Annotated in this window: 15 protein-coding genes; 8 read left to right on the forward strand and 7 right to left on the reverse strand. The window is 62.6% G+C overall.

From position 1 onward, the window contains the following. Window positions 1-131: 131 nt before the first annotated feature. From P5705_RS23845 to P5705_RS23860, 4 genes are all read right to left on the reverse strand, one after another. Window positions 132-1,325 (reverse strand): hypothetical protein, encoded by a 1,194-nt coding sequence (locus P5705_RS23845; protein ID WP_277463340.1) that lies wholly within the window; start codon window positions 1,323-1,325, stop codon window positions 132-134. Between the two features lie 86 nt (window positions 1,326-1,411). Further along, window positions 1,412-1,879 (reverse strand): VOC family protein, encoded by a 468-nt coding sequence (locus tag P5705_RS23850; RefSeq protein ID WP_277463341.1) that lies wholly within the window; start codon window positions 1,877-1,879, stop codon window positions 1,412-1,414. Between the two features lie 168 nt (window positions 1,880-2,047). Then, window positions 2,048-3,667, reverse strand: a complete 1,620-nt coding sequence (locus P5705_RS23855) for an NADP-dependent glyceraldehyde-3-phosphate dehydrogenase (RefSeq protein WP_277463343.1) — start codon at window positions 3,665-3,667, stop codon at window positions 2,048-2,050. Between the two features lie 115 nt (window positions 3,668-3,782). Beyond that, window positions 3,783-7,049 (reverse strand): leucine-rich repeat domain-containing protein, encoded by a 3,267-nt coding sequence (locus tag P5705_RS23860; RefSeq protein ID WP_277463344.1) that lies wholly within the window; start codon window positions 7,047-7,049, stop codon window positions 3,783-3,785. 147 nt (window positions 7,050-7,196) lie between these two features. Here P5705_RS23860 and P5705_RS23865 point away from each other — a divergent pair, with 147 nt between their 5' ends. Further along, window positions 7,197-9,431 (forward strand): putative bifunctional diguanylate cyclase/phosphodiesterase, encoded by a 2,235-nt coding sequence (locus tag P5705_RS23865; protein ID WP_277463345.1) that lies wholly within the window; start codon window positions 7,197-7,199, stop codon window positions 9,429-9,431. 3 nt (window positions 9,432-9,434) lie between these two features. Here the strand turns inward: P5705_RS23865 and P5705_RS23870 are convergent, their stop codons facing one another. The 3 genes from P5705_RS23870 to P5705_RS23880 form a co-directional block, all read right to left on the reverse strand. Continuing rightward, a complete protein-coding gene (locus P5705_RS23870) occupies window positions 9,435-9,650 on the reverse strand; it encodes a hypothetical protein (protein ID WP_277463347.1) in 216 nt (71 codons plus the stop codon). Window positions 9,651-9,874: 224 nt separating this feature from the next. Beyond that, window positions 9,875-11,311, reverse strand: coding sequence for a DUF6543 domain-containing protein (locus P5705_RS23875; protein ID WP_277463349.1), 1,437 nt, complete (start codon window positions 11,309-11,311; stop codon window positions 9,875-9,877). Continuing rightward, window positions 11,280-11,843 carry a dermonecrotic toxin domain-containing protein gene (locus tag P5705_RS23880; RefSeq protein WP_277463350.1) on the reverse strand — a complete coding sequence of 188 codons (564 nt, stop codon included), beginning with the start codon at window positions 11,841-11,843 and terminating at the stop codon, window positions 11,280-11,282. Before P5705_RS23880 ends, P5705_RS23875 begins: the two co-directional genes overlap by 32 nt. Before the next feature lie 771 nt (window positions 11,844-12,614). Here P5705_RS23880 and P5705_RS23885 point away from each other — a divergent pair. The 7 genes from P5705_RS23885 (at window position 12,615) to P5705_RS23915 (ending at window position 19,966) form a co-directional block, all read left to right on the forward strand. Beyond that, entirely contained in the window at window positions 12,615-13,769 is a 1,155-nt protein-coding gene (locus tag P5705_RS23885) for a hypothetical protein (RefSeq protein ID WP_277463351.1), read from the forward strand. Between the two features lie 45 nt (window positions 13,770-13,814). After that, complete coding sequence (locus P5705_RS23890; protein WP_277463352.1) at window positions 13,815-14,933, forward strand: glycosyltransferase family 61 protein; 1,119 nt, start codon at window positions 13,815-13,817, stop codon at window positions 14,931-14,933. 431 nt (window positions 14,934-15,364) lie between these two features. Then, window positions 15,365-15,541 carry an EPS-associated small membrane protein EppA gene (gene eppA / locus P5705_RS23895; protein WP_277463353.1) on the forward strand — a complete coding sequence of 59 codons (177 nt, stop codon included), beginning with the start codon at window positions 15,365-15,367 and terminating at the stop codon, window positions 15,539-15,541. A gap of 315 nt (window positions 15,542-15,856) precedes the next feature. Further along, window positions 15,857-16,414, forward strand: coding sequence for a polysaccharide biosynthesis/export family protein (locus P5705_RS23900; RefSeq protein WP_277463354.1), 558 nt, complete (start codon window positions 15,857-15,859; stop codon window positions 16,412-16,414). A gap of 28 nt (window positions 16,415-16,442) precedes the next feature. Further along, window positions 16,443-17,558 (forward strand): hypothetical protein, encoded by a 1,116-nt coding sequence (locus tag P5705_RS23905; protein ID WP_277463355.1) that lies wholly within the window; start codon window positions 16,443-16,445, stop codon window positions 17,556-17,558. A 21-nt stretch (window positions 17,559-17,579) separates the two neighbouring features. Next, window positions 17,580-19,148, forward strand: a complete 1,569-nt coding sequence (locus P5705_RS23910) for a GumC family protein (protein ID WP_277463356.1) — start codon at window positions 17,580-17,582, stop codon at window positions 19,146-19,148. 11 nt (window positions 19,149-19,159) lie between these two features. Further along, entirely contained in the window at window positions 19,160-19,966 is an 807-nt protein-coding gene (locus tag P5705_RS23915; protein ID WP_277463358.1) for a CpsD/CapB family tyrosine-protein kinase, read from the forward strand. Window positions 19,967-20,036 lie beyond the last annotated feature (70 nt).

Consider the following 20,036-nt stretch of genomic DNA (forward strand, 5'->3'; position numbering starts at 1 on the left):
AGTGTGGGCGAGTCCATACATAGGAGCGGCTTCAGCCGCGATGGGGGTGCCACGTACCTGGCACCCGCTTCGCGGGTGATCGCGGCTAAAGCCGCTCCTGCAGGGATCGCGCACGGCCTGGGGCGGCGCACCTAACGCTCGCGCATGAAGAACCCCGCCACATATTTGCGGAAGGTCTCCAGGCTCTTGAAGTCGGCGTAGCGCTTGAAGTTCTCGGCGTCCGGCTCCGGCCCCAGCGGTTGCTCCAGCAGCGACACCGACAGCACGCGGTCCTGGTCCGAAGTCAGCACCAGCTCATCCATCACCTGGCCACCGATCACCGGCCGGCGCATCAACACCTTCACCCCTTTGCCCGCCATCCAGTCGATCAGCGACACCAGCGCCTTGAGCGGCTCGCGCTCTTCATCGCGGTAGACCGGGAACAGATGCGCCCGTGACAACACGGGGACGCTGGCCACATGAATCAGTTCGTAGAAGTGGCTGCCCGCGGTGGCGGGCGAATAAAGCGCCAGCGCCAGCAACGGGCCGGTTGTACGGTTGCCGCCCCAGTACTGGTGATGGCCCTGGAAGTCGAAGCCGTCCTCGCTGCGAGCCGTGACGACCTTGCGCCCCTTGACCTGTTCGACGCAATCGAGCAGCAAACCATGGCGGCGGTGGTTGCCGAATACCGTGGCTTCACGCAGCCGGGCCTTGAGCATCATCATGTGCTTCATGTCCAGGCGGGTTTCCAGGTAGTTGCTGGCCGGTACCCGTTCCAGCAGCGGGTAGCGGCCGGCGACGCCACGCAGCTCGGCGAACTGCGCGGTGAGGTCTTTCTTCATATGGGTGGTGTAGACGTTGAGGCCACTGGCTTCGATCCAGGTCAGCAGCAACGACAGCAGGCGTTGCTGTTCCCGGCGCTCCCCAGGTTCGCGCGCGCGGGCGGGCGCATCGTTATCACTGGCGCGGCTATAGTCGCCGAGCAGGCGCAAGGGTGTATCCGGCGCCAGCCAGGCGGCGGGTTGAGCGAGTTCCTCACTGTGCTCGCTGGCCTCCCGCGGATCCTTGATGAACGGGCAGCCTGTGGCGTGCTCCGGCGTGTCGGGGTTGTTGCGCAGGAACAGCGTGCCGGTATTGCCGTTGAGGGTGACGTTGAGCACCGGCAGGGCATCCTTGCGGCAGTCGCAGGCCAGCCACTGGTTGGCGCCGCGCACCTTCATCAGCAACTGGTTGGCCTGCAGCAGGCGGGGGCCGGACAGGGTGCCGGTGGCGAAACCGGCCAGCAGTTCCTCTTCGGCCAGGGTCAGGCTGCGCACCTGCGCGCCGGATTTTTCGATGATACGCATTGAGAAGCAGCTCCAAGCTACGAGCCCCAAGCTTCAAGCAAAGCGCTGACGCTTTCAACCGTCGCTTGAGGCCCGCGGCCTGGACTTCACTGGCCAGCGAACATTTTCGCGGCGCGGGCGCGGATCTCCTCGACGCTGAGGTCTTCCTTGTGGGTGGAGACGAACCACACATTGCCGAACGGGTCCTTCAAGGCGCCGCTGCGGTCACCGTAGAACTGGTCCTTCAGTTCAGTGACCCGCTTGGCGCCGGCGGCGATGGCCTGGGCGTAGATCTTGTCGCAGTCCTCGACATAGAGGTGCAGGCCGACAGCGGGATGCTCGATGGTCTGGGTGGCCTTGAGGCTATCCGGCATGTCGCAAGGGTCGGCGAGCATCAGCGAGGAGTCGCCGATTTTCAGTTCCGCGTGACCGACCCGGCCATCCGGGCCTTCCAGGCGGAACATCTCGACGGCGTTGAAGGCCTTCTTGTAGAACTCGATGGCCTTGGCGGCACCCTCGATACCGAGGTACGGGGTGATGCTGTGCTGGCCTTCGGGGATGGGTTTGACTGCCATTTTCGTAAGCTCCTTTCACGTGGGTGGGTTGCACTACCTGGGTGATTAGAGTCGTTCAAACGGCTGGGAAATCGACAATCGCCTTAGATCGTTTTCCTATTAAAAAACGGTTCGCCGGCAAGCCGGCTCCTACAGCAGGCGCCAAGCGGCTTGCCGGCGAACGGGGGGTCAGAAGATGTAGTCGGTGGTCAGGAAACTCGACTGCCGGTTACCGATGATCTCACTGATCAGTTGCTTGTTTGCATCCTGGAACTTGGTTGCCACCAGGGTGCGAATAGAGAACACCCGCAGTGCGTCGTGCACCGACAGCGTGCCCTCGGCGCTGTTCTTGCGGCCGTTGAACGGGTAAGTGTCCGGGCCACGTTGGCACTGGGCATTGAGGTTGATGCGTCCCACCTGATTGGCGAAGATGTCGACCAGTGCGCCGATGGTCCCGGGGTCGTTGCCGAACAGGCTCAATTGCTGGCCGTAGTCGGAGTCGAGTACATAGTCGACCACTGTCTGCAGATCACGGTACGGCACCACCGGCACCACTGGGCCGAACTGTTCCTCGTGGTACACCCGCATGTCGCGGCTGACCGGGTAGAGCAGGGCGGGGTAGAAGAACGAACCGCGGCTCTGGCCACCGCCTTCATTGAGTACCTTGGCACCTTTGCTGGTGGCGTCGGCCACCAGGCCATCGAGGTAGTCGACCTTGCCAGGTTCCGGCAGCGGCGTCAGGGCAACGCCCGGCTCCCAGGGCATGCCTGGCTTGAGCGCCGCCAGCTTGCGCTGGAACTTGTCGAGGAACGCATCGACTACGTCCTCATGCACGAAGAGGATCTTCAACGCCGTGCAGCGCTGGCCGTTGAACGACAGCGCGCCGGTGACGGCTTCGTCCACGGCGTTGTCCAGGTCAACCTGGGGCAGCACGATACCGGGGTTCTTGGCGTCCAGGCCCAGGGCCGCGCGCAGACGGTGCGGGCGCGGGTGCAGCTTCTTCAGGTCGCTGGCGGCTTTATGGGTGCCGATGAAGGCGAACACGTCGACCTTGCCGCTGGCCATCAGGGCGCTCACCGTCTCGCGGCCACGGCCGTAGATGACGTTGATCACCCCGGCCGGGAAGCTGTCACGGAATGCCTCGAGCAGCGGGCGGATCAGCAACACGCCGAACTTGGCCGGCTTGAACACCACGGTGTTGCCCATGATCAGCGCCGGGATCAGCGTGGTGAAGGTCTCGTTCAGCGGGTAGTTGTAGGGGCCCATGCACAATGCCACGCCCAACGGCGCACGGCGGATCTGGCCGAGGGTGCCCTGTTCCAGTTCGAAGCGGCTGGAGCGGCGGTCCAGGTCCTTGAGGGCGTTGATGGTGTCGACGATGTAGTCGCAGGTGCGGTCGAATTCCTTTTCCGAATCCTTGAGGTTCTTGCCGATCTCCCACATCAGTAGCTTGACCACGGCCGTGCGCTGTTCACGCATGCGCGCGAGGAACGCCTCGACATGCTGGATGCGTTCGGCCACACGCATGTTGGGCCAGGCGCCACGGCCTTTGTCATAGGCGGCGACGGCGGCGTCCAGGGCGGTGAGCGCGGTGTCGGCGTCCAGCAGTGGAGCGCTGCCGAGGATAACCTGGTGTTCTTCGTCGCCATCCTTCAGCCAGACCGGGCTGCGTACCGTGGCCAGTGGTCCGTCCCAGCGCCTGAGTTCACCGGCGACCAGGTAGTCACGTTGTTCCAGGGGCTCACCCAGGCGCCAGGCTTCGGGAACATCCTCAGGGGCGGGAAACAGCGAATCGAGCAGACGGTCCATGGGCACTGCACCTCTCTAATCCAGATGATGAAACGCTTCAGCCGACGAGCATGCGCTCACCGGCTGAAAAACACCAGTCTGGCCCATGACGCGACGTGTGGCACTCGCCTTGGGGTCATTCCTCGAAGGGGGGCGGGAACACCTCGTCGTCCAGCAGTCTGATGGCGCCGATCGACAAGGCATAGTCCCTCACGCGGGGATCGCTGAAGGTACGCAGCCGTTCCCACAATTGTGGCTGGCTGTAGTCGGGCAATTGCTGCAGGCCACGGAGTTCACGGCGATAGGGCAGTGGCAAGGCGTTCCAGATACCCCGGTCGGCGATGTCGGTGTCTTCGAGCATGTCCTCGTAGTCGATGTCGGCGACCAGCAGGTCGATACCGTGTTGATCGTAGTAGGCCTGGATCTGCTGGCTGACCTGTTCGCTCAGGTCGTCGCTCTCCAGCCACAGGTTCTGGGCGGCAACGCGGGACAGTTGGAGGTCTTGCGGCAGGCTCGCGAAGCGGTTGTCGCGCAGGTCGAATACCGTCGGGTGCCAGTCGTCATCAGTGCGGATACCCGCAGGCCATTCCGTCAGCTCGCAGTGGTTGAGGTTGAGCAGGTCGAGGTCGTCCAGTTGGCCGAGGTCGGGGCTTCGGGCCAGAGGGTTGTGCGACAGGTCCAGCATTTGCAAGTCGCTCAGGCGGTCGAGTGCCGCTTGGTTGACGTCGGTCCAGGCGATTCGATTGCCTTGCATGTCGAGCCATAGCAGCGACTCCGGCACCGGGATATCGGGGATCTGCGTCAGCCCGCAGTTCATCAGGTGAAGGTGTTCCAACTGGGGAAACCGTTCAAGGAACTCCGCAGGCAGTTCGGTCAAGTCGCGATTGCCGGTCAGGTCCACGCGCTGGATATGTTCGAAGCGGTCCGGCAACGCCAGCGCGGCCAGGTCCTCGTTGGTCAAGGCCAGGTCGGACAGGCTGAGCAGGTGTACGGTGTCCCCTTCCTCTTCTGCATATTCCGAAATGCGTTGCCAGTTGCTCACCAGTCTGCGGGCGGCGGCATGGCGCAACGGATTATCGCCGGCCCAGGCACGCAGTTCCTGGCGAAAGTCCATGAGCTGGCGTTCCAGGTCGGCCATCTGCTGCGCAGGGTCCAGGCCAGCTTGCGCCCATTGCGTCAGTTGTTCATTGATCTGGACGTCCGCGGCCTCGGGATAGAGTTGTCGGTAGCGCCGGAACGCCGCACCGATGTCTATATGCGGGGCAGGCTCTTGCATGCCACCCAGCAGCCCACCGCGCGGTCCCCAGCCTACCGCAGAGGGTTCGAGCAGGCGCAGGGCGCGGGTGTTATCAGACGCAACCAGGCGGTGGATCGCGCCGCGCAGGCTATCGACTTCATCCAGCCCCAGGGCCTGGCGGTCGGCCGGGGACAGTGCATGGAAGACAGCCCTGCCGAGGTCATGATCCCGCGTCTGCGGTGCTGGCCGCTCCCCGAGGTGGGCCTCGTAACCTTCGGCGGACTTGATCACGACGCAAGCGCGGCTGCCTGGCTCGGCGCCCGAGGCCATCAGCACGGGGCCTCGGGGCGAGGTGGCACGCAGTTCGAGGCGCAGTTGCGCCGGCCAGCCGGGGAGCTGGGGCAGGGCATTGATGATCAGGCGCTCGCTGTCGGCGCTGGCCTGTTCTGGCAGGTAGAGGCCTTCCAGTGCGCTGTTCAGGAACTGCCGGGCCGAGTCGTTCGGCGGGGATGACACGGCTTTCGATGGCAGCTGCCCTTCGGCCTGCATACGCCTGGCCATTGACCTGGTCAGGCGCGGGTAGTCCTGAAGCAGGCGCCTTGGCACTGGTCGCCACAGGCGTTGGCTGCCGTCGTCGAGAACGATCGGCGCGAGACTGTCCATCAATGCGCTGGAGCCAGGTTTGTTCACGGCCTTGCCGGCAAGGTGCAAGCCGCCGATCACCACCAGGTTGAGCGCCACCGACTCAAAGTGGCCGATGGCCTGGTGGCGGTCACCGACCTGCCAGGCCTCATAGCCCTCATAGGCTTCATCCAGCAGTTGGTAGGCAACCACCGCGGTCATTATCGTGCCGAGGGCGGGCACGAACATGCCAGCGATCATCAGCGCATTGAGGCCTGCGCTGTCCCACAAGGCCTTGCGGGCCTTGTAGGCCAGCTCATCGACATCGGCGGTGGGCACGGCCACTTGCCTGGCCTCCTGCTTGAGACGGGCCAGGTGATCATCGTGCAGGAAATCGTAAAGGTCACCGGTGACGGGTGAGGTTGTCAGGTGCAGGTCGGCACCGTCGCGCAGTGCCCAAGGTTGATCGTCGGGCGTGTCACCCCTGGCGTCGAGGTTCTGCCGGAGCCGGCTGGAAAACAGGGCGCGTTGCGCGCTCGGCACGTAGTCCATGAAGCGTTGGCGGAACAGCGCATCCAACAGCTCCGTGCGTAACTGCTTGTGCAGGGCATCGAGGTTGCCGAACGTGCGCAATGCCGCTGGGTGGCCTGGCAGGTAGAGCAGCAGGCCGGTGGTGCCTGTATCGATAATGACGGCTTCGTGCAGGGTAACGCCGAACAGGCACAACTGTGTGCAGGCGTACACGCTGCCATCGGCCAGCATCGATTGCACGGCATCCCAGCCTGCGCCACTTAGTTGATGGCGCACCCTGGCCAGGTCGCTGGCCAGGCGCAGGCGGTCCTGGTGCACACGGACTGCCTCCCGGCGAACGGCGGAGGGGGCGAACAGGGTATCGAGATGCGCCTGGTAGCGCTGGCCAAGGTCCAGTTCGCGGCAGGTCCTGGCGAAGTCGGCGGGCGAGAGCGCCAGCGGTTTGATGGTCAGTTGCTCCGAAGGCAGGGCGATGTCCACCAACGTTTCGCTGTCGCCCAGGGTGGTCTTGCCCGTCACCGTGGTCTTGCGCACCGTCCAGTCACCGTCCAGGGCAAGGGCACTGTCCCAACTGAAGGTGATTGGGTCGGCGAAGTTGCGCAGGGCCGCTTCGAGCAGCGCACGGTGCTCGTGGTGGGTGACGTACACCTGGAAGGTGAAGAAGTGCCTTAGCCACACCAACCCGGCGGTACGTAGCGGGGCGTTGAAATCGTATGTTGTGCGCAAGCGTTCGGCGAGCAGGGGCTCGGCGAACTCGGTGATGTTCTTCAGCCCGCGTAGTTGCGCGGCCAATGAGCGTTGCGAGGCCATCAAGCGTGCCTGGCTGGCCGCAACGGCTTCGCGCAGGTAAGGCGCGGCATTGGCGAACCAGTCGGCCTCGGCGCCGGGCAGGCCCTGTGCCGGTACGATACCTTCGCCCAGCCGCTGCCAGTGCTCAGGGGTGGCATCCTGGGCCCAGGCGGGCAGTTGGCGTTCGAGGAGGGCCTGGTGTGGGTTGGGGGTGTTCGAGTCCATGTGCGGTTCCTTGCAAAAGGCCAATCAGGCCCGTCGCGGCATGGCCATGGGTCGTATATAGATCTGGTGCTGGTCGAGTGGCAAAAGACGCCTCAATTTCACTCGTGTCGCGCCGATAACTGTTCAATACCTATTCGTCGCCTGCCTATGACCCTCTCCCAACTCCCCCATGAAGCGCTGCCGCCCAACCCGGGTGCGCTGCGCCAAACGCTGAATCGTCTGTTGCCGGTCGGCTTCGCCCTGGTCGGCATCGGCCTGTCGGTTGCCCTCGGCTACCTCGATGCGCAGCGCGAGCGCAACGAACAGCTGGGTAACCTTGCCGCGCGCCTGGCCGGAATGCGTGGAGCGCTGGAGGCACAGCTGGGTGCTGCCTTCGGAGAGGCCGAAGGCATCGCCCAGTTGATCACCGCCGATGGCGGCATCAGCCCGGCGCATTTCCATGGCATGGCCCGCGATGCCTTGCAGTCGATGCCCTACATGCGCCATATCGTGCTGGCGCCGGGGGATGTGATCCTTGATGTCTATCCGATGCAGGGCAATGAACGCTTGATCGGGCTGGACTATCGCCAGTTGCCGGAGCAGTTCCCTCTTCTGCAGTCGGCCCGCGACCAGGCGCGCCCCATGCTGGCGGGCCCCTTGCAGCTGTACCAGGGCGGCCGGGCGCTGATCTACCGACGCCCGGTGTTCATCACGGGCAAGCGTGGCGTGCAGTTCTACTGGGGCAATGTGTCGATCGTGGCCGATATCGACCGGCTGCTGCTGACCGCCGGGTTGCGCCCGGACACCGAGTTCGAACTGGCCGTGCGCGGTGTCGACGGCAAGGGTGCCGATGGCGCGCTGATCTGGGGCGACCCCCGCTTGTTCGAAGAGTCCCAGGTGAAGATGAGCGTCGATGTGCCCGGTGGTGTCTGGCAATTGGTGGCCGCGCCTCGGGCGCGTGCGGCGGGGCTGGACCTGTTCGCCTCGCCGTTGTTCCTGTTCGCCTTGAGTTGCACCGGGTTGTTCAGCCTGTTCGTCGCCCAGCTCAATCGCAAGCAGCGCCTGCTCGAACAGCGCAATCGCGAATTGCGCCAGTACCAGGCCCAGCTGGAGCGCCTGGCCCATTACGACACCATCACCGGGTTGCCCAACCGGGTGCTGTTCCAGCAGCAGCTGACCGAGGCCATCCTGCAGGACCATGGCCTGGCGGTGCTGATGCTCGATATCGACGGCTTCAAGCAAGTCAACGACAGCCTCGGCCACCCCATGGGCGACCTGCTGCTGCAGCAGGCCACCGCGCGCTTCTTGCAGGAACTGCACAGCCAGGATCGGGTATGCCGCTTGGGCGGCGATGAGTTCGTGTTCATGCTCCAGGGCGCCCAGGGGCAGGTGCAGCACCAGATCCGCGCCTTGCTGCGCTGCCTGCAGCGGCCGTTCGACCTCAACGGCAATGCCACCCTGGTCACCGGCAGTATCGGCCTGGCCTGGAGCCCGCAACACGGCGAAGACGCCGACAGCCTGCTGCGCCACGCCGACACCGCCATGTACGCGGCCAAGGAGAGCGGGCGCAACGCCTGGCGCCCGTACCACCCGGACATGACCGAGCGCCTGCAGCAACGCCTGGAGCTGGAACGCAACCTGCGCAGGGCGCTGGAACACAACGAGTTCGAACTGTGGTACCAGCCCAAGGTCGACCTGTTCAGTGGGCAACTGGAAGGTGTCGAGGCGCTGCTGCGCTGGCGTGATCCGCACCATGGCCTGGTGTCTCCCGCCGAGTTCATTCCGTTGGCCGAGCGCACCGGCCTGATCATTCCCTTGGGTGAGCGGGTGCTGGAGCTGGCCTGTGCCCAACTGGCCGCCTGGCGTGCCGGCGATGGCTTGCCTGGGCCGCTGGCGATCAACGTGGCGGCCTTGCAGATCGAGCGCAGCGACTATGTCACCAGCCTGGCGTCGGCGCTGGAGCGTCACAGCCTGCCGGCCAACCTGCTGGAAGTGGAAATCACCGAAAGCCTGCTGATGGAGAGCCAGCAGCAAGCCTGCGCGGTGCTCGCCCAGTTGCAGGCCATGGGCGTGGCCACGGCGGTGGACGACTTCGGCACTGGCTACTCGTCGCTCGCCTACCTGCGTGCCTTGCCGATCGACCACCTGAAGATCGACCGGGCCTTCATCAAGGACCTGCCCGAGGACGACGACGCCGTGGCCGTGGCCAGGGCAATCATCGACCTTGGGCATGCCCTGGGCTTCAGGATCACCGCCGAGGGTATCGAAACCCAGGCCCAGTTCGACTTCCTGCGCAATGCCGGGTGCGATCAGGGCCAGGGCTTCCTGTTCGGGCGTCCGATGCCCGCCGCCGACCTGGCGCGATGGTTGGCGGCCAATGAAAGCCGCCGCCGTGGTGCATGAGGGTCAGAGGTCGAGCAAATCGACCGCTGGTCGGTCAAGGGCGTACTGGAGGAATGCCGGGTCGTAGTCCATGCGGACTATCCGCTGCCAGAGCGCCTCGCGGATCGTTGCCGGATCGAAATCGAACTCTGCGGATTCGAGGATCGCGCACATATCCCGGCGATAGTGCAAAGGCAGCTTTTGCCATAGGCGCAGCCGGGCAGGGCTGGCGTCGCGCAACAGTTCCTGGTAGTCGAAATCGCTGTAGCAGGTCGATACCGTGCCGTTGGTAATAGTCCTCGATCTGTTCGCGTATCACCGGGTTCAGCCAGTCACGTTCCAACGCAAGGGGCTGCCGACTTCGGAGGGTACCTCGAAGCCTGTCGGCAGGCGCTCGAATGTATTGCCGGAAAGATCCAGCAACAGCGCCTGACGCAGTTGCCCGAGCCCGCTGGGCAGTGCACTCAGGTGCGCGTTATTGAGCAGCAGCGATCGCAAGCCTGGCAGGCGGTCGAATGCGGGGCGCGCAACAGCGGATTACCGCTCAGGTCCAGCAGTGCCAGGTTGAACAGGCGGTCGAGCGTGGCCTGGGCGTGATCATCCCAGGTCACGCGATTGGACTCCATGTCCAACCAGGTCAATCGTGGAGGTACGGCGACCTGCGGAGGATGGCTGAACCGGCATTTGCCAAGGCTCAAGCGCGTGAGGCGTGGGAAGGCGCTGAGCAGTGGTTCGGGCAGATGGCTGAGTGCCGCATTGTCACTCAGGTTCAGGTCCTCGATGTGGGTGAAACCCTCGGAAAGCGTAAGGTCGGCGATATCGTGGTTTTCAAGCGCCAGCCCGGACAGGTCGAAGCTATGCAGCGCCCGTCCATCGAGCAACCTGGCAAAGGTTGTACGCCGCCAGGCGTTGAGGATGGCACGTGCCGCGCGGCGGCGGCGCGGTATCTCGCCTGCCCAGGCGCCCAATCGCTCACGCAGGTCGCGCAGCGAGCGTTCACGGACAAGCAGTTCGGCTTCCGGTGCGATTAGCCGCTGTCGCCAGTTGGCGAACGCCTGGCTGATCTGCGCGTCGCTGACCTTGGGGTAAATACGGCGGTAGCGGGCGAACAAGGCATTGCGCGGAGATTGCAACACCGGTTGTGCCGTCAGCGGTGTACCGCCGCGCAGGCCAAGACGCAGTGATGGGCGTTTCAGCCCCCAGAGGCGATGCGGCCAGTCACTGCGCGCTTGCACGGCCTGCCGCCGGATCAGCCCGACAAGGGCCTCGGGACGATCCACTGGCAATGCCCCGCGCATGGCTTCGGGAAGGGCATCATGCAGCGCATCGAGTAGCGTACGGTGTTGGTGGCCGGCGACAGGGCGATCGCCCTTGTAGACCTCGAAGCCCTCGCCGGACTTGATCAGCACGCGCCAGCGCCCCGTGGTGCTGTCCAGTGCCTGGCGATAGGTTCTTCCTTCGATACGAATGAAATGCTGGCCCTGGTGCAGGTACTGCCCCTTGGCGTTGGGCCGTACCGTCTCGGGGAGTTCGACCGAACTTTGATAGGGGGCCAGATCGGGTTTGCGCAGTCGCTGGCTGCCGTCATCCAGGGTTATCGAATCCAGGCCCTCGAGTAGCGGGCTGTTGAACAGCCTGGGCAAGACCTTGCCGGCCACATGCAGCCCTGCCATCAGGCCGAGGTTCAGGCCCACCGCTGCAAGATGGCGCAAGGCCAGATGGCGGTCGCCTGCGTGCCAGGCTTCGTAGGCTTCATCAAGCAGTTGGAAGGCCGTGACCGCCAGCATGAACGTGCCTACGGCGAGAACGAACAGACCAGCGATCATCAGCGTATCCAGGCCGGCGCTTTCCCACAGCGCCAGGCGCCGCTTAATCGAGCAGGTCGCAGCACAGTTGCTCATGCAGGCTGTCCATGCCGGTGAACTGGCGCAGCGCCTGGTCCTGTGCTGGGAGGCTCAACAGCAAGCCGGATTCACCGGCATCGATGATCAGGGTTTCATGCAGGGGGATGTCGAACAGGCTCAGCCGGGCACAAGGCAGGAAGGCGCCGCCGTCGAGCAGCGTCTTGAGTGTGTCCAGCGCATCCCCCGTCAGGCGATGGCGCAGGAAGGCGATGTCTGCTGCCAGGCGCAGGCGGTCCCGGTGTACCTGTTTGCTGAGCTTGGCAACCTTGGATGGCGCGAACACTGACGCCAGGTGATCCTGGTAGCGCTGACCCAGGTCCAGCTCGCGGCACGTCCGGGCGAAGTCCTCCGGTGAAAGCCCCAGGGCGGTGATCGTGTAGGTTTCCGAAGCCATGGCGATGTCCACCCAGGTGTCGCTGTCACCGAGCGTGGTCTGGCCGACCACGGTGGTCTTGTTCACCTGGATGCCTTCGCGGGGTGCCAGTGCGCTGTCACCGCTGAAGGTGATGTTGTCGGCGAAGTTGTGCAAGGCGGCTTCCAGTAGCGGCTGCGCTCGTGGTAAGCGACATCCACCTGATGGGTCCAACGGTGATGGATGCGGATCAGCTCGGTACTGCGCGGCGAGTGGTCGAAACCGTGTTCCGTGTGCAAGCGGACCGCAAGCAGCGGCTCGGCGAACTCGGCGATCTGACGCAGAGGTTTGATCGCCCGTGCCAGGGCCTGCAGGGAGCGGGCGAGACGGGATTGGCTGTCCTGTACCTGCTCGCGCAGGTCCGGGGCCGCATTGGCGAACCAGCTCGGGGGCTGTTCGGTGGGGTCTTGGGCGGGTACCAGCGCATTTGTGAGAGAGCGCTATTGCTCGGCGGTGGCCTGGCGCGCCCAGCTGGGCAAGCGCTGCTGCAACAGCGACTGGTGGGGGATGTCGTTAGGCATGGTGCTGCTCCTGTCGAGGGGAGCGGCAAGCAGACACCATTGACCTCACGTACCTGCAGCATATAACGCTGGGGGTTTTCAGTATCGGACGCGATAAGGGAAAAGTTACCTCTACCGAAGCAGTAGCTATAAGCGGTGGTTTTACAAGCACGCGCACGCTGATAGATATATTGACGTCATTTAAAAAACGGCATTGATGTCAATTGGCCGCTTGCCAAGGACGGGTCGCGCATCTTTACTTGTTACTGAATATGCGTTGCTTGCGAAATGTTTGTCATGTTTATCAAGTGATTACGTGCGATATCCAAGGGTAAGCCACTTTTTCTGATCTGCCCCACCGGCAGCATGCATGGACATCGGAGAAGACATGAAAGCGCACTTGGCGGCCATTGCCCGGACACTCCTATCACCTTCCCTGCGCTACGAAATAAGAAATGCTTCTAACAAACTGCGTGATCTACTCAGTCGCGCCTGCTTCTGGCGTTGGGAAGTCGCCAGGTTCAAGTTACAGCAGGAGAGCCCGTACGAGATCCTCTACATCGGTAGAAAACAACAAAGGGCCATGGCCAAGTTGCTGATCGGCGGCAAATCCCACGGGGATGTGCCGGTCGCGGAAGGCGAAAAACGCACGAGCGCATCCGGTCATGTGGTCGTGGTCAGTGAAATGCCCACGTCAGGGGCATTGAACGTGCCTCATTACCTGAGTGCCGTGGTGCCCCTGGGGCGTTCCCTCGACGAGATCACCGCCCGTTACGACAGCGAACTGCGTCGCAGCATTCGCAAGCACCGGCCGCTGTACCAGATGCGCCAGACCCTTGACGATGAAGAGATCGCCATGGCCGACAGGGAGTTGCTACGGCCTTATGCCACGGCACGCCAGGGTATCCATGCGGCGCAGTTTCCCACCGACGATGTATTTCGCCTGGCCAAGGGAGTGGGGCGGCTCGACCTGATCACCTTCGAGGGGAACGTGGTGGCCTGCCACTTGGGGTGCGAGATCACCCGGGGCGGCAAACGGTACTGGAGCACTTTGCGCTTCGGCTATTGCGAGGCGGTGTTTTCGGACGCCAAGCGCCTGCGCGAGGTCAACTCCATCACCACCTTCATGGCGTTGGAGTGGGCATTGGAGAACGGTTTCGACTACTACGACATTGGCCTGTGCCTGGCCCGGCCGGATGATGGGTTGTTGAAGTGGAAGAGAAGGCGTGGTGGCGATATCGACTCATTGGGCAATCACGCCTACATGTTCGTGCGCCTGCCCAAGACCGGCGTGGCGCAGTTCCTCTGGGATACGCCACTGTTCGCCGTGGAAGGCAGCAAGTTGACGCTTCACCTGGGTTTGCCGGATGACGCCAGTGACGAGGAAGTCGCCGATCGTTATCACGAAATGGTCTTTGGCGGCCTGCACAAGATCTATCTCTACGGCGCCGGTCGCGCTGGCGAGCAATTCCTCGAGACCCTGCGCACGCGCTACGCCAGTTTGCAGTCGCCCCCCTCGATGGAACGCATCTTTTCCAACTGAGCCCCGCGCCGGCTCGCCGACGCCATCCTCAAGGGAGGACGCCTCATGGAAAGCGATATTTCGAAGCTCAACGAAGTGCCCGCAGCCAGTCGGCATACCTGGACCTTCGCTGCCTACAAGTACATGGCGAGGAAGCGCCTTGCGCGCAAGGCGGACCTGGACATCAAGCGCGTGGCGGCGAAAAGCTGGGATATCGCCCCGGGCGAAACCACGCTCTCGCCTCCGGCGTTCTACCTGCCCAACCAGATGGAGCGGGTGACCGGCTGGGAAGGCAAGCGCTTCTACCCCTACGTGCACCCTGCGCGCACCATGGAGGGCGGCATCACCACGGAGCAGGGCCCGACACGGGGCTACCTGGTCAAGGATGTCTGGCTGGTCGACGGCGCCCTGTACAAAGGGGACGCCAGCCATTGGCTGTCGCTGAAGCCAAGCACGTTCCCGCGGATCATCGTCGAGCATGAGCTTGAACGTGCGGCGGCCTATTGCACGCAGAACGGCAATACTTGGTTCGGCACCTGGTTGATGGAAGACTGCCCGACCTACGCCCTTGCATGCGAGGAGGGCATTCCGATCACTACCGCGCCATCCGCACGATTTCCGCTGTTCGCCCAAGGGCCGGCCTACGAAGACTGGCTGGGGATGCAGCCACTGCGTCTGCGCAGCGCGTTCATCCGCGAACTGGTGTTGTTCGATGACCTGAGCAACAACCGCAATCGGCACCTGCGCTACCGGGCGATGGGCGACAAACTGCTGTCGCATGTGGCGCATGCGCCGCATCCCGGTGTCTTCATCCTGCGCGGCAGCGACGGGGACCTGCGTTTGCTGCGCAATGAGCTCGAGATCGCCGAGCACCTGCGCCAGCGCCGGGGCTTTCGGGTCATCGACCCGATGAAGAACGATGTCCCGACCATCATCGCGGCTTGCGCGGGGGCGAGGGTGGTGATCGGCGTCGAGGGGAGCCAGCTGGTCCATGGTGTCAATGTCATGCAGGCAGGTTGCACCTTGCTGGCGTTGCAGCCACCGAACCGTTTTGTCAGCTACTACAAGTACCTGACCGACCGGGACCTGCAGCACTACGCCTTCGTGGTCGGCGTGCCGGAGGGCGAGGGTTTCAGGATCGATATCGACGAAGTCGAACGCACGTTGGACCTGTTGCCATCCTGAGACGCTTGCGTTGGTCGCGCCTGGAGTGGCGACAGGCCGAATTATTGCAGCTGTTTCAAGGGTGCGCCAAGGTGTCAAATAATGATCGGAAAGCACAATCATTCTCTTTTGAAGTTCGCCGATGAAACACTTTGCTGCCCGCTGTCGGCGCCAAGTAAAGATCATGATGGCGTACCGTTGACATGATTGTTGCGCACCGGTGTTTGAATGCTTGATTGTCTTGGTGTTTTTCAAAAGAATCTTGCTTTAAATGTGTGGAAAGACAGGTGCATAATTTGTTGGCGGTATTTTGACGAGCGCAGTGATGTCCGATTGATTTTTATTATGGTGTCGGATCGTTGACGTAATGTCATTGTGCCCATAAGCTCAATTTACCAGTGATGGAAACTACCGCTCACCTACAACGGTTGTCCTCTTTCCAGGAGGGGAATATGCGCTCGACACTGTTCATCAAGTCGATTTTCCTGTTGGTGCTTATGAGTGGCGCAGCGCGAGCGGCCGATTCTTATATCAATCAGTCGAGTGTCATTCCGCTGGCGACGGCAGGTTGGCTGTTTGGCTTTGCGGTCATCGGTTTTGTCGCGGTAGCGAACAGAAAACGGATCTGACGGCCTGGCTGGAAGGCGTGAGCTTGACCCGATCCAAGCTTCTTTCCAGGTCTGCGCCAGCAAATCGACGGTCAAGGGCGATCGACAGTACTGTCAACCGCTTGAGAATTCCCGGGCGATTGCTATATTCCACTAGCCAGCATCAGCAGCCAGCACCATAACTTACCGGTGCTGGCAGCGCTGGCGAAGCGGACCTCCAGGATGATCGGGGTCGCCGCAGCGAGCCGTGTGGCTGCGAAGCGGAGCGAAGAGGTAGTGTGCTGTTCTCGTTCAGTGCTCTTTTGCATGGCCACCCGATGGCCGGAGGGACCCCTCATGGTGCGTTTGCTGCTTCCCCTGCTGGGCGTGCTGATGCTGTGGTCTGGTGCATCCAGCGCCAATGAACCGACAACTCCCTACCTGCTGAGCCCTGGCGACAGAGTGATGATCTCTGTCTGGCAGGAAGACACTCTGCGCCAGGAAACCACCGTTCTACCCGATGGCAGCATCACCTTCCCGTTGGCGGGCCGTGTCGATGTGGCTGGGCTGGATGCTACCGCTGCGGCGCAGAAAATTGGCGCCAGGCTCAAAGAGTTTCTTGCCGAACCCAATGTCAGCGTGGTGGTGACCAGCACTGCCGGCAACGTCGTGTATGTCCAGGGCAAAGTCATCAAGCCGGGCCCCGTGCCGATGGCAGGCCCGACCGCCGTGCTGCAGGCCTTGAGCCTGTCGGGCGGATTGGACAAATTCGCCGACGTAAGCGACATCAAGGTGATCCGTATACAGGGCAATGACCAAAAAGTGCTGCCGGTACGTTACAAGGACCTGGTTTCCGGCCGTGATCTTTCGACAAACTTCCAACTCCAGGCGGGCGACACCTTGGTCGTCCCGTGAGCCTGCTCGACTTAATTAAGAATTCATAGTGCCTATTATTCGAACAACAAGTGTTGCAACAGCGTTACTGATGTTGCCGTACACGGGCCTGGCCCAAGCGTCCATCTGGCAATCCTCGGTCGTGGTCCCCACGACCGTCGAGTACGACAGCAACCCATTGCTCCTGACCTCGGACGAGAAGGGTGTGATGCGAACGATCATCGAGCCACGCTACAGCCTGGTTGGCACCTTCGACCGCGATGAGTGGCGGCTCGGGCTGGGGGCGCACGTGCTGCACTCTTCCGACACCAGCGTGCTGGGCAATCGCGAGGATCCCGACCTCAGCCTTGGCTGGCGACGGGAGACCGAGCGCGGGCATTTCGGCTTGAGTGGGCAGTACATCGAAAGCTCGACCCTCTCCGGCACCGTGCTGGATACCGGCGTGGTCACCACCGATGGCACGCAGAAGCTGAGCACGCTGACTGCGGACTGGAGTTATGCGCTCAGCGAGCGTGGCACCCTGGACAACGAGACCACCTACAATCACGCACGTTATGACATCCCGTCGCTGACCGGTTTCGACGAGTACGCGAACACGCTCAAGTACACCTATGCCTGGAGCGAGCGCACCGATGTCTTCAGCAGTATGCGGGTGCGGCGTTATGAACCGGAGCAGACCAGCGCGGGGGCTGTCGCCACCAACAGCTACACGCCGACCATCGGCATGAAGTACCAGTTCTCCGATCAACTGGAAACCGTCGTGCACCTTGGCGTCAGCCAGGTATCCGGCTCTGGCCAGCGCCGCGGAGAAGGTGGCGTGTTGCTCAATTACCGGGGCCTGCGCACCGATGCCAGCCTCAGTGCCGAGCGCAGCACCGTCGCCAGCGCCGAGGGCGGTTTCGCTGAACTGGACATGATCCGGGGTAGCTGGAGCTATGCGCTCAGCGAGCTCAACCGTGTGGGTGTCGACGCGGCCTGGCAGGACAGCAAGGGGCAGACGCCGAACACGCTGCAGACCTACAGCATCTGGGGTAGTCGACAATTCTCGCCTTTTTGGGATCTGCGCCTATCGTTGATGTACAAGGAGCGCCAACAAAATGGCTCGCCCGATGCCGAAGCTACGATCGCTGGACTGACGCTGACTTATAGATTTCCCGACCTCTGAATCCTCAGTTGGGTGGCCGCCATGAAATCTGAATACGAGCTGTCCCTGAAAGACTACATCGCCATCATCAAGGACCGGGCCCTGCTGCTGGGGGTGACGGCGGTGGTCATCCTGGCGGCGACAGTGGGCGTGGCGGTTTCAGTGCCGCCGGTCTATCAATCGACCGGCACCATCCTGGTCGAGTCGCAGCAGATATCGCCGGAGCTGGTGTCGGCCAACAACAACAGCTTCGCCGATGAGCGCATCGAGGTCATTCGCCAACGGGTCATGACCCGCGAGAACCTGCTGCAGATCATCGACAAGTACAACCTGTTCGCTGACAAGGGCCGGCAATTCAGCGAAGCCGACAAGATCGACCAGATGCGCAACGCCATCGTCGTGACCACCCTCAGCACCTTTGTCAAAGGGCGGGGCGAGACCACCGTGGCGTTCAGCGTGTCGTTCGAGCACAAGCGTCCGGAAGTCGCCAAGGAAGTGGCCAACCAACTGGTGACGCTGTTCCTCAACGAGAACATGAAGCAGCGTACCGAGCGCGCCAGTGAAACCACCGAATTCCTGACCCAGGAAGCCGACAAGCTGGGTAGCGAGTTGGCCACGCTGGAAAACCAGCTGGCGGACTTCAAACAGGCTCACGCCAATGCCTTGCCCGAGAACCAGTCACTGCGCATGAGCATGTTGTCGCGCTCGGAGCTGGAGTTCCGGGAAGTGGACCGCGACTACAAGAATGCCCAGGAAGAGCTGCGCTACCTGGAACTCGAACTCTCGGCGGCGAACGCGGGTCTGGCCACGCGCCCCGACGGCACTCGCCCCTCGGCCGCCGAGCAGCCGCAGGATCTGGGCAGCCTCAAGGCCGAGTACACCCGGTTGTTGACCAAGTACACCCCTGCACACCCTGACGTGGTCGCGATTCAGCGCAAGATCCAAGCGCTTGAAGGCGCCACCGACGGCAAGGGCCTGGCGGCGGCATCGGTGAGTCTCGACGTGGCCCGAGCCCGCGCCAAGATTGTCGCGGCGCAGGACACGATCGCTTCGCTGGCCCAGCAAAAACGCGAGCTGACCAAAAAGATGGAGAGCTACGAGGCGCAGATCCTCGAAGCGCCACAGGTCGAACGTGGCCTGGTCACCTTGATGCGCGATCATGACAACGCACGCAAGAAATACGAGGAGATCCGCGCCAAGGAAATGGGCGCCAAGATCACCGAGAGCCTGGAGCAGGAAAACAAGGCTGAACGCTTCGTGCTGCTCGAACCCCCGCTAATGCCCGAAAAACCGGTCAAACCCAATCGCAAGAAAATCGTCGCCCTTGGCCTGGTGCTGGCACCGGCCGGTGGTGGTGCATTGGTCATGCTGCTGGAGCTGCTGAACCAGCGCATACGCGGCGTGGGGGCCTTGGAGAGCGTCTTGGGTAAACGTGTGCTGGTCGCCGTGCCCTACATCTCCACCCAGGCGGATCTGGCTCGGCGCAGGAAATGGCGGGTGATGCTGGTCAGCGTGGGTATTCTGCTGGCGGCTGTTCTGCTGGTGGTCATCCACCTGTTCTATATGCCGCTGGATGTTCTGCTATTCAAAGCCATGGCTCGGTTTGCATAGGGAAGGTCACGATGGACAGGATTACGCCGGTTGTTGGAAAGAACCTTCATCAGGTTTCACCGAGTGCCTCGGAGACACCGCAGCCCGTGCCGCTGGTGGAGCAGCATGAACTGCTCGGCCCCTTCGATTATGTGCAGACCAAGGTCGTGCCATTGCGCGCGGAGCATCTGGAGCGCAATCGAATCGTGGCCTACAACAAGAACTCGAACATGAGCTGGGCGTTCGACCTGTTGCGCACGCAGATCCTGCAGACCATGGAAGAAAAGGGATGGCGCACCCTGGCGATCACATCTCCGACGCCCGAAGCCGGCAAGACGGTGCTGTCGATCAACCTGGCCATGAGCATCGCTCACCACACGACCAAGACCGCGTTGCTGGTTGACTTCGACCTGCGTCGCCCGAGAGTCGGCAGTGCCCTCGGGCTGCCGATGGACAAGGCGCTCAATGAGCTGCTGGCCGGCAAGTCGGGGCTCGAAGAGGTGATGGTCAACCCGACCTTGCCGCGTTTCGTGGTGTTGCCAACCCGTGAACCGATACCGTTGTCCACTGAAATGCTGTCTTCGCCAAAGGTGAGCAACCTGATCAGCGACCTGCGCGAACGTTACGAGTCGCGTATCTGCATCTTCGACTTGCCGCCGCTGCTCAGTTCCGACGATGCGATCACCGTGCTGCCCAAGTTCGACTGTGTGTTGCTGGTGGTCGCAAACGGCGTGAACAGCAAGAAGGAGATCGAGGACTGCCTGTATCACCTGGCCACGGCCAACCTGATCGGTGCGGTGTTGAACAAAGCGGAGCCGCAGAAGCGCTCCTACTATTAATGGTGAGGAGCGTCTATGAGACCGAGCGCCGTTCGCGCGGCGTATCGCGGCTGAAGCCGCTCCTACATCT

The sequence above is a fragment of the Pseudomonas entomophila genome (assembly GCF_029478665.1).
GTDB classification, from domain to species: domain Bacteria; phylum Pseudomonadota; class Gammaproteobacteria; order Pseudomonadales; family Pseudomonadaceae; genus Aquipseudomonas; species Aquipseudomonas entomophila_F.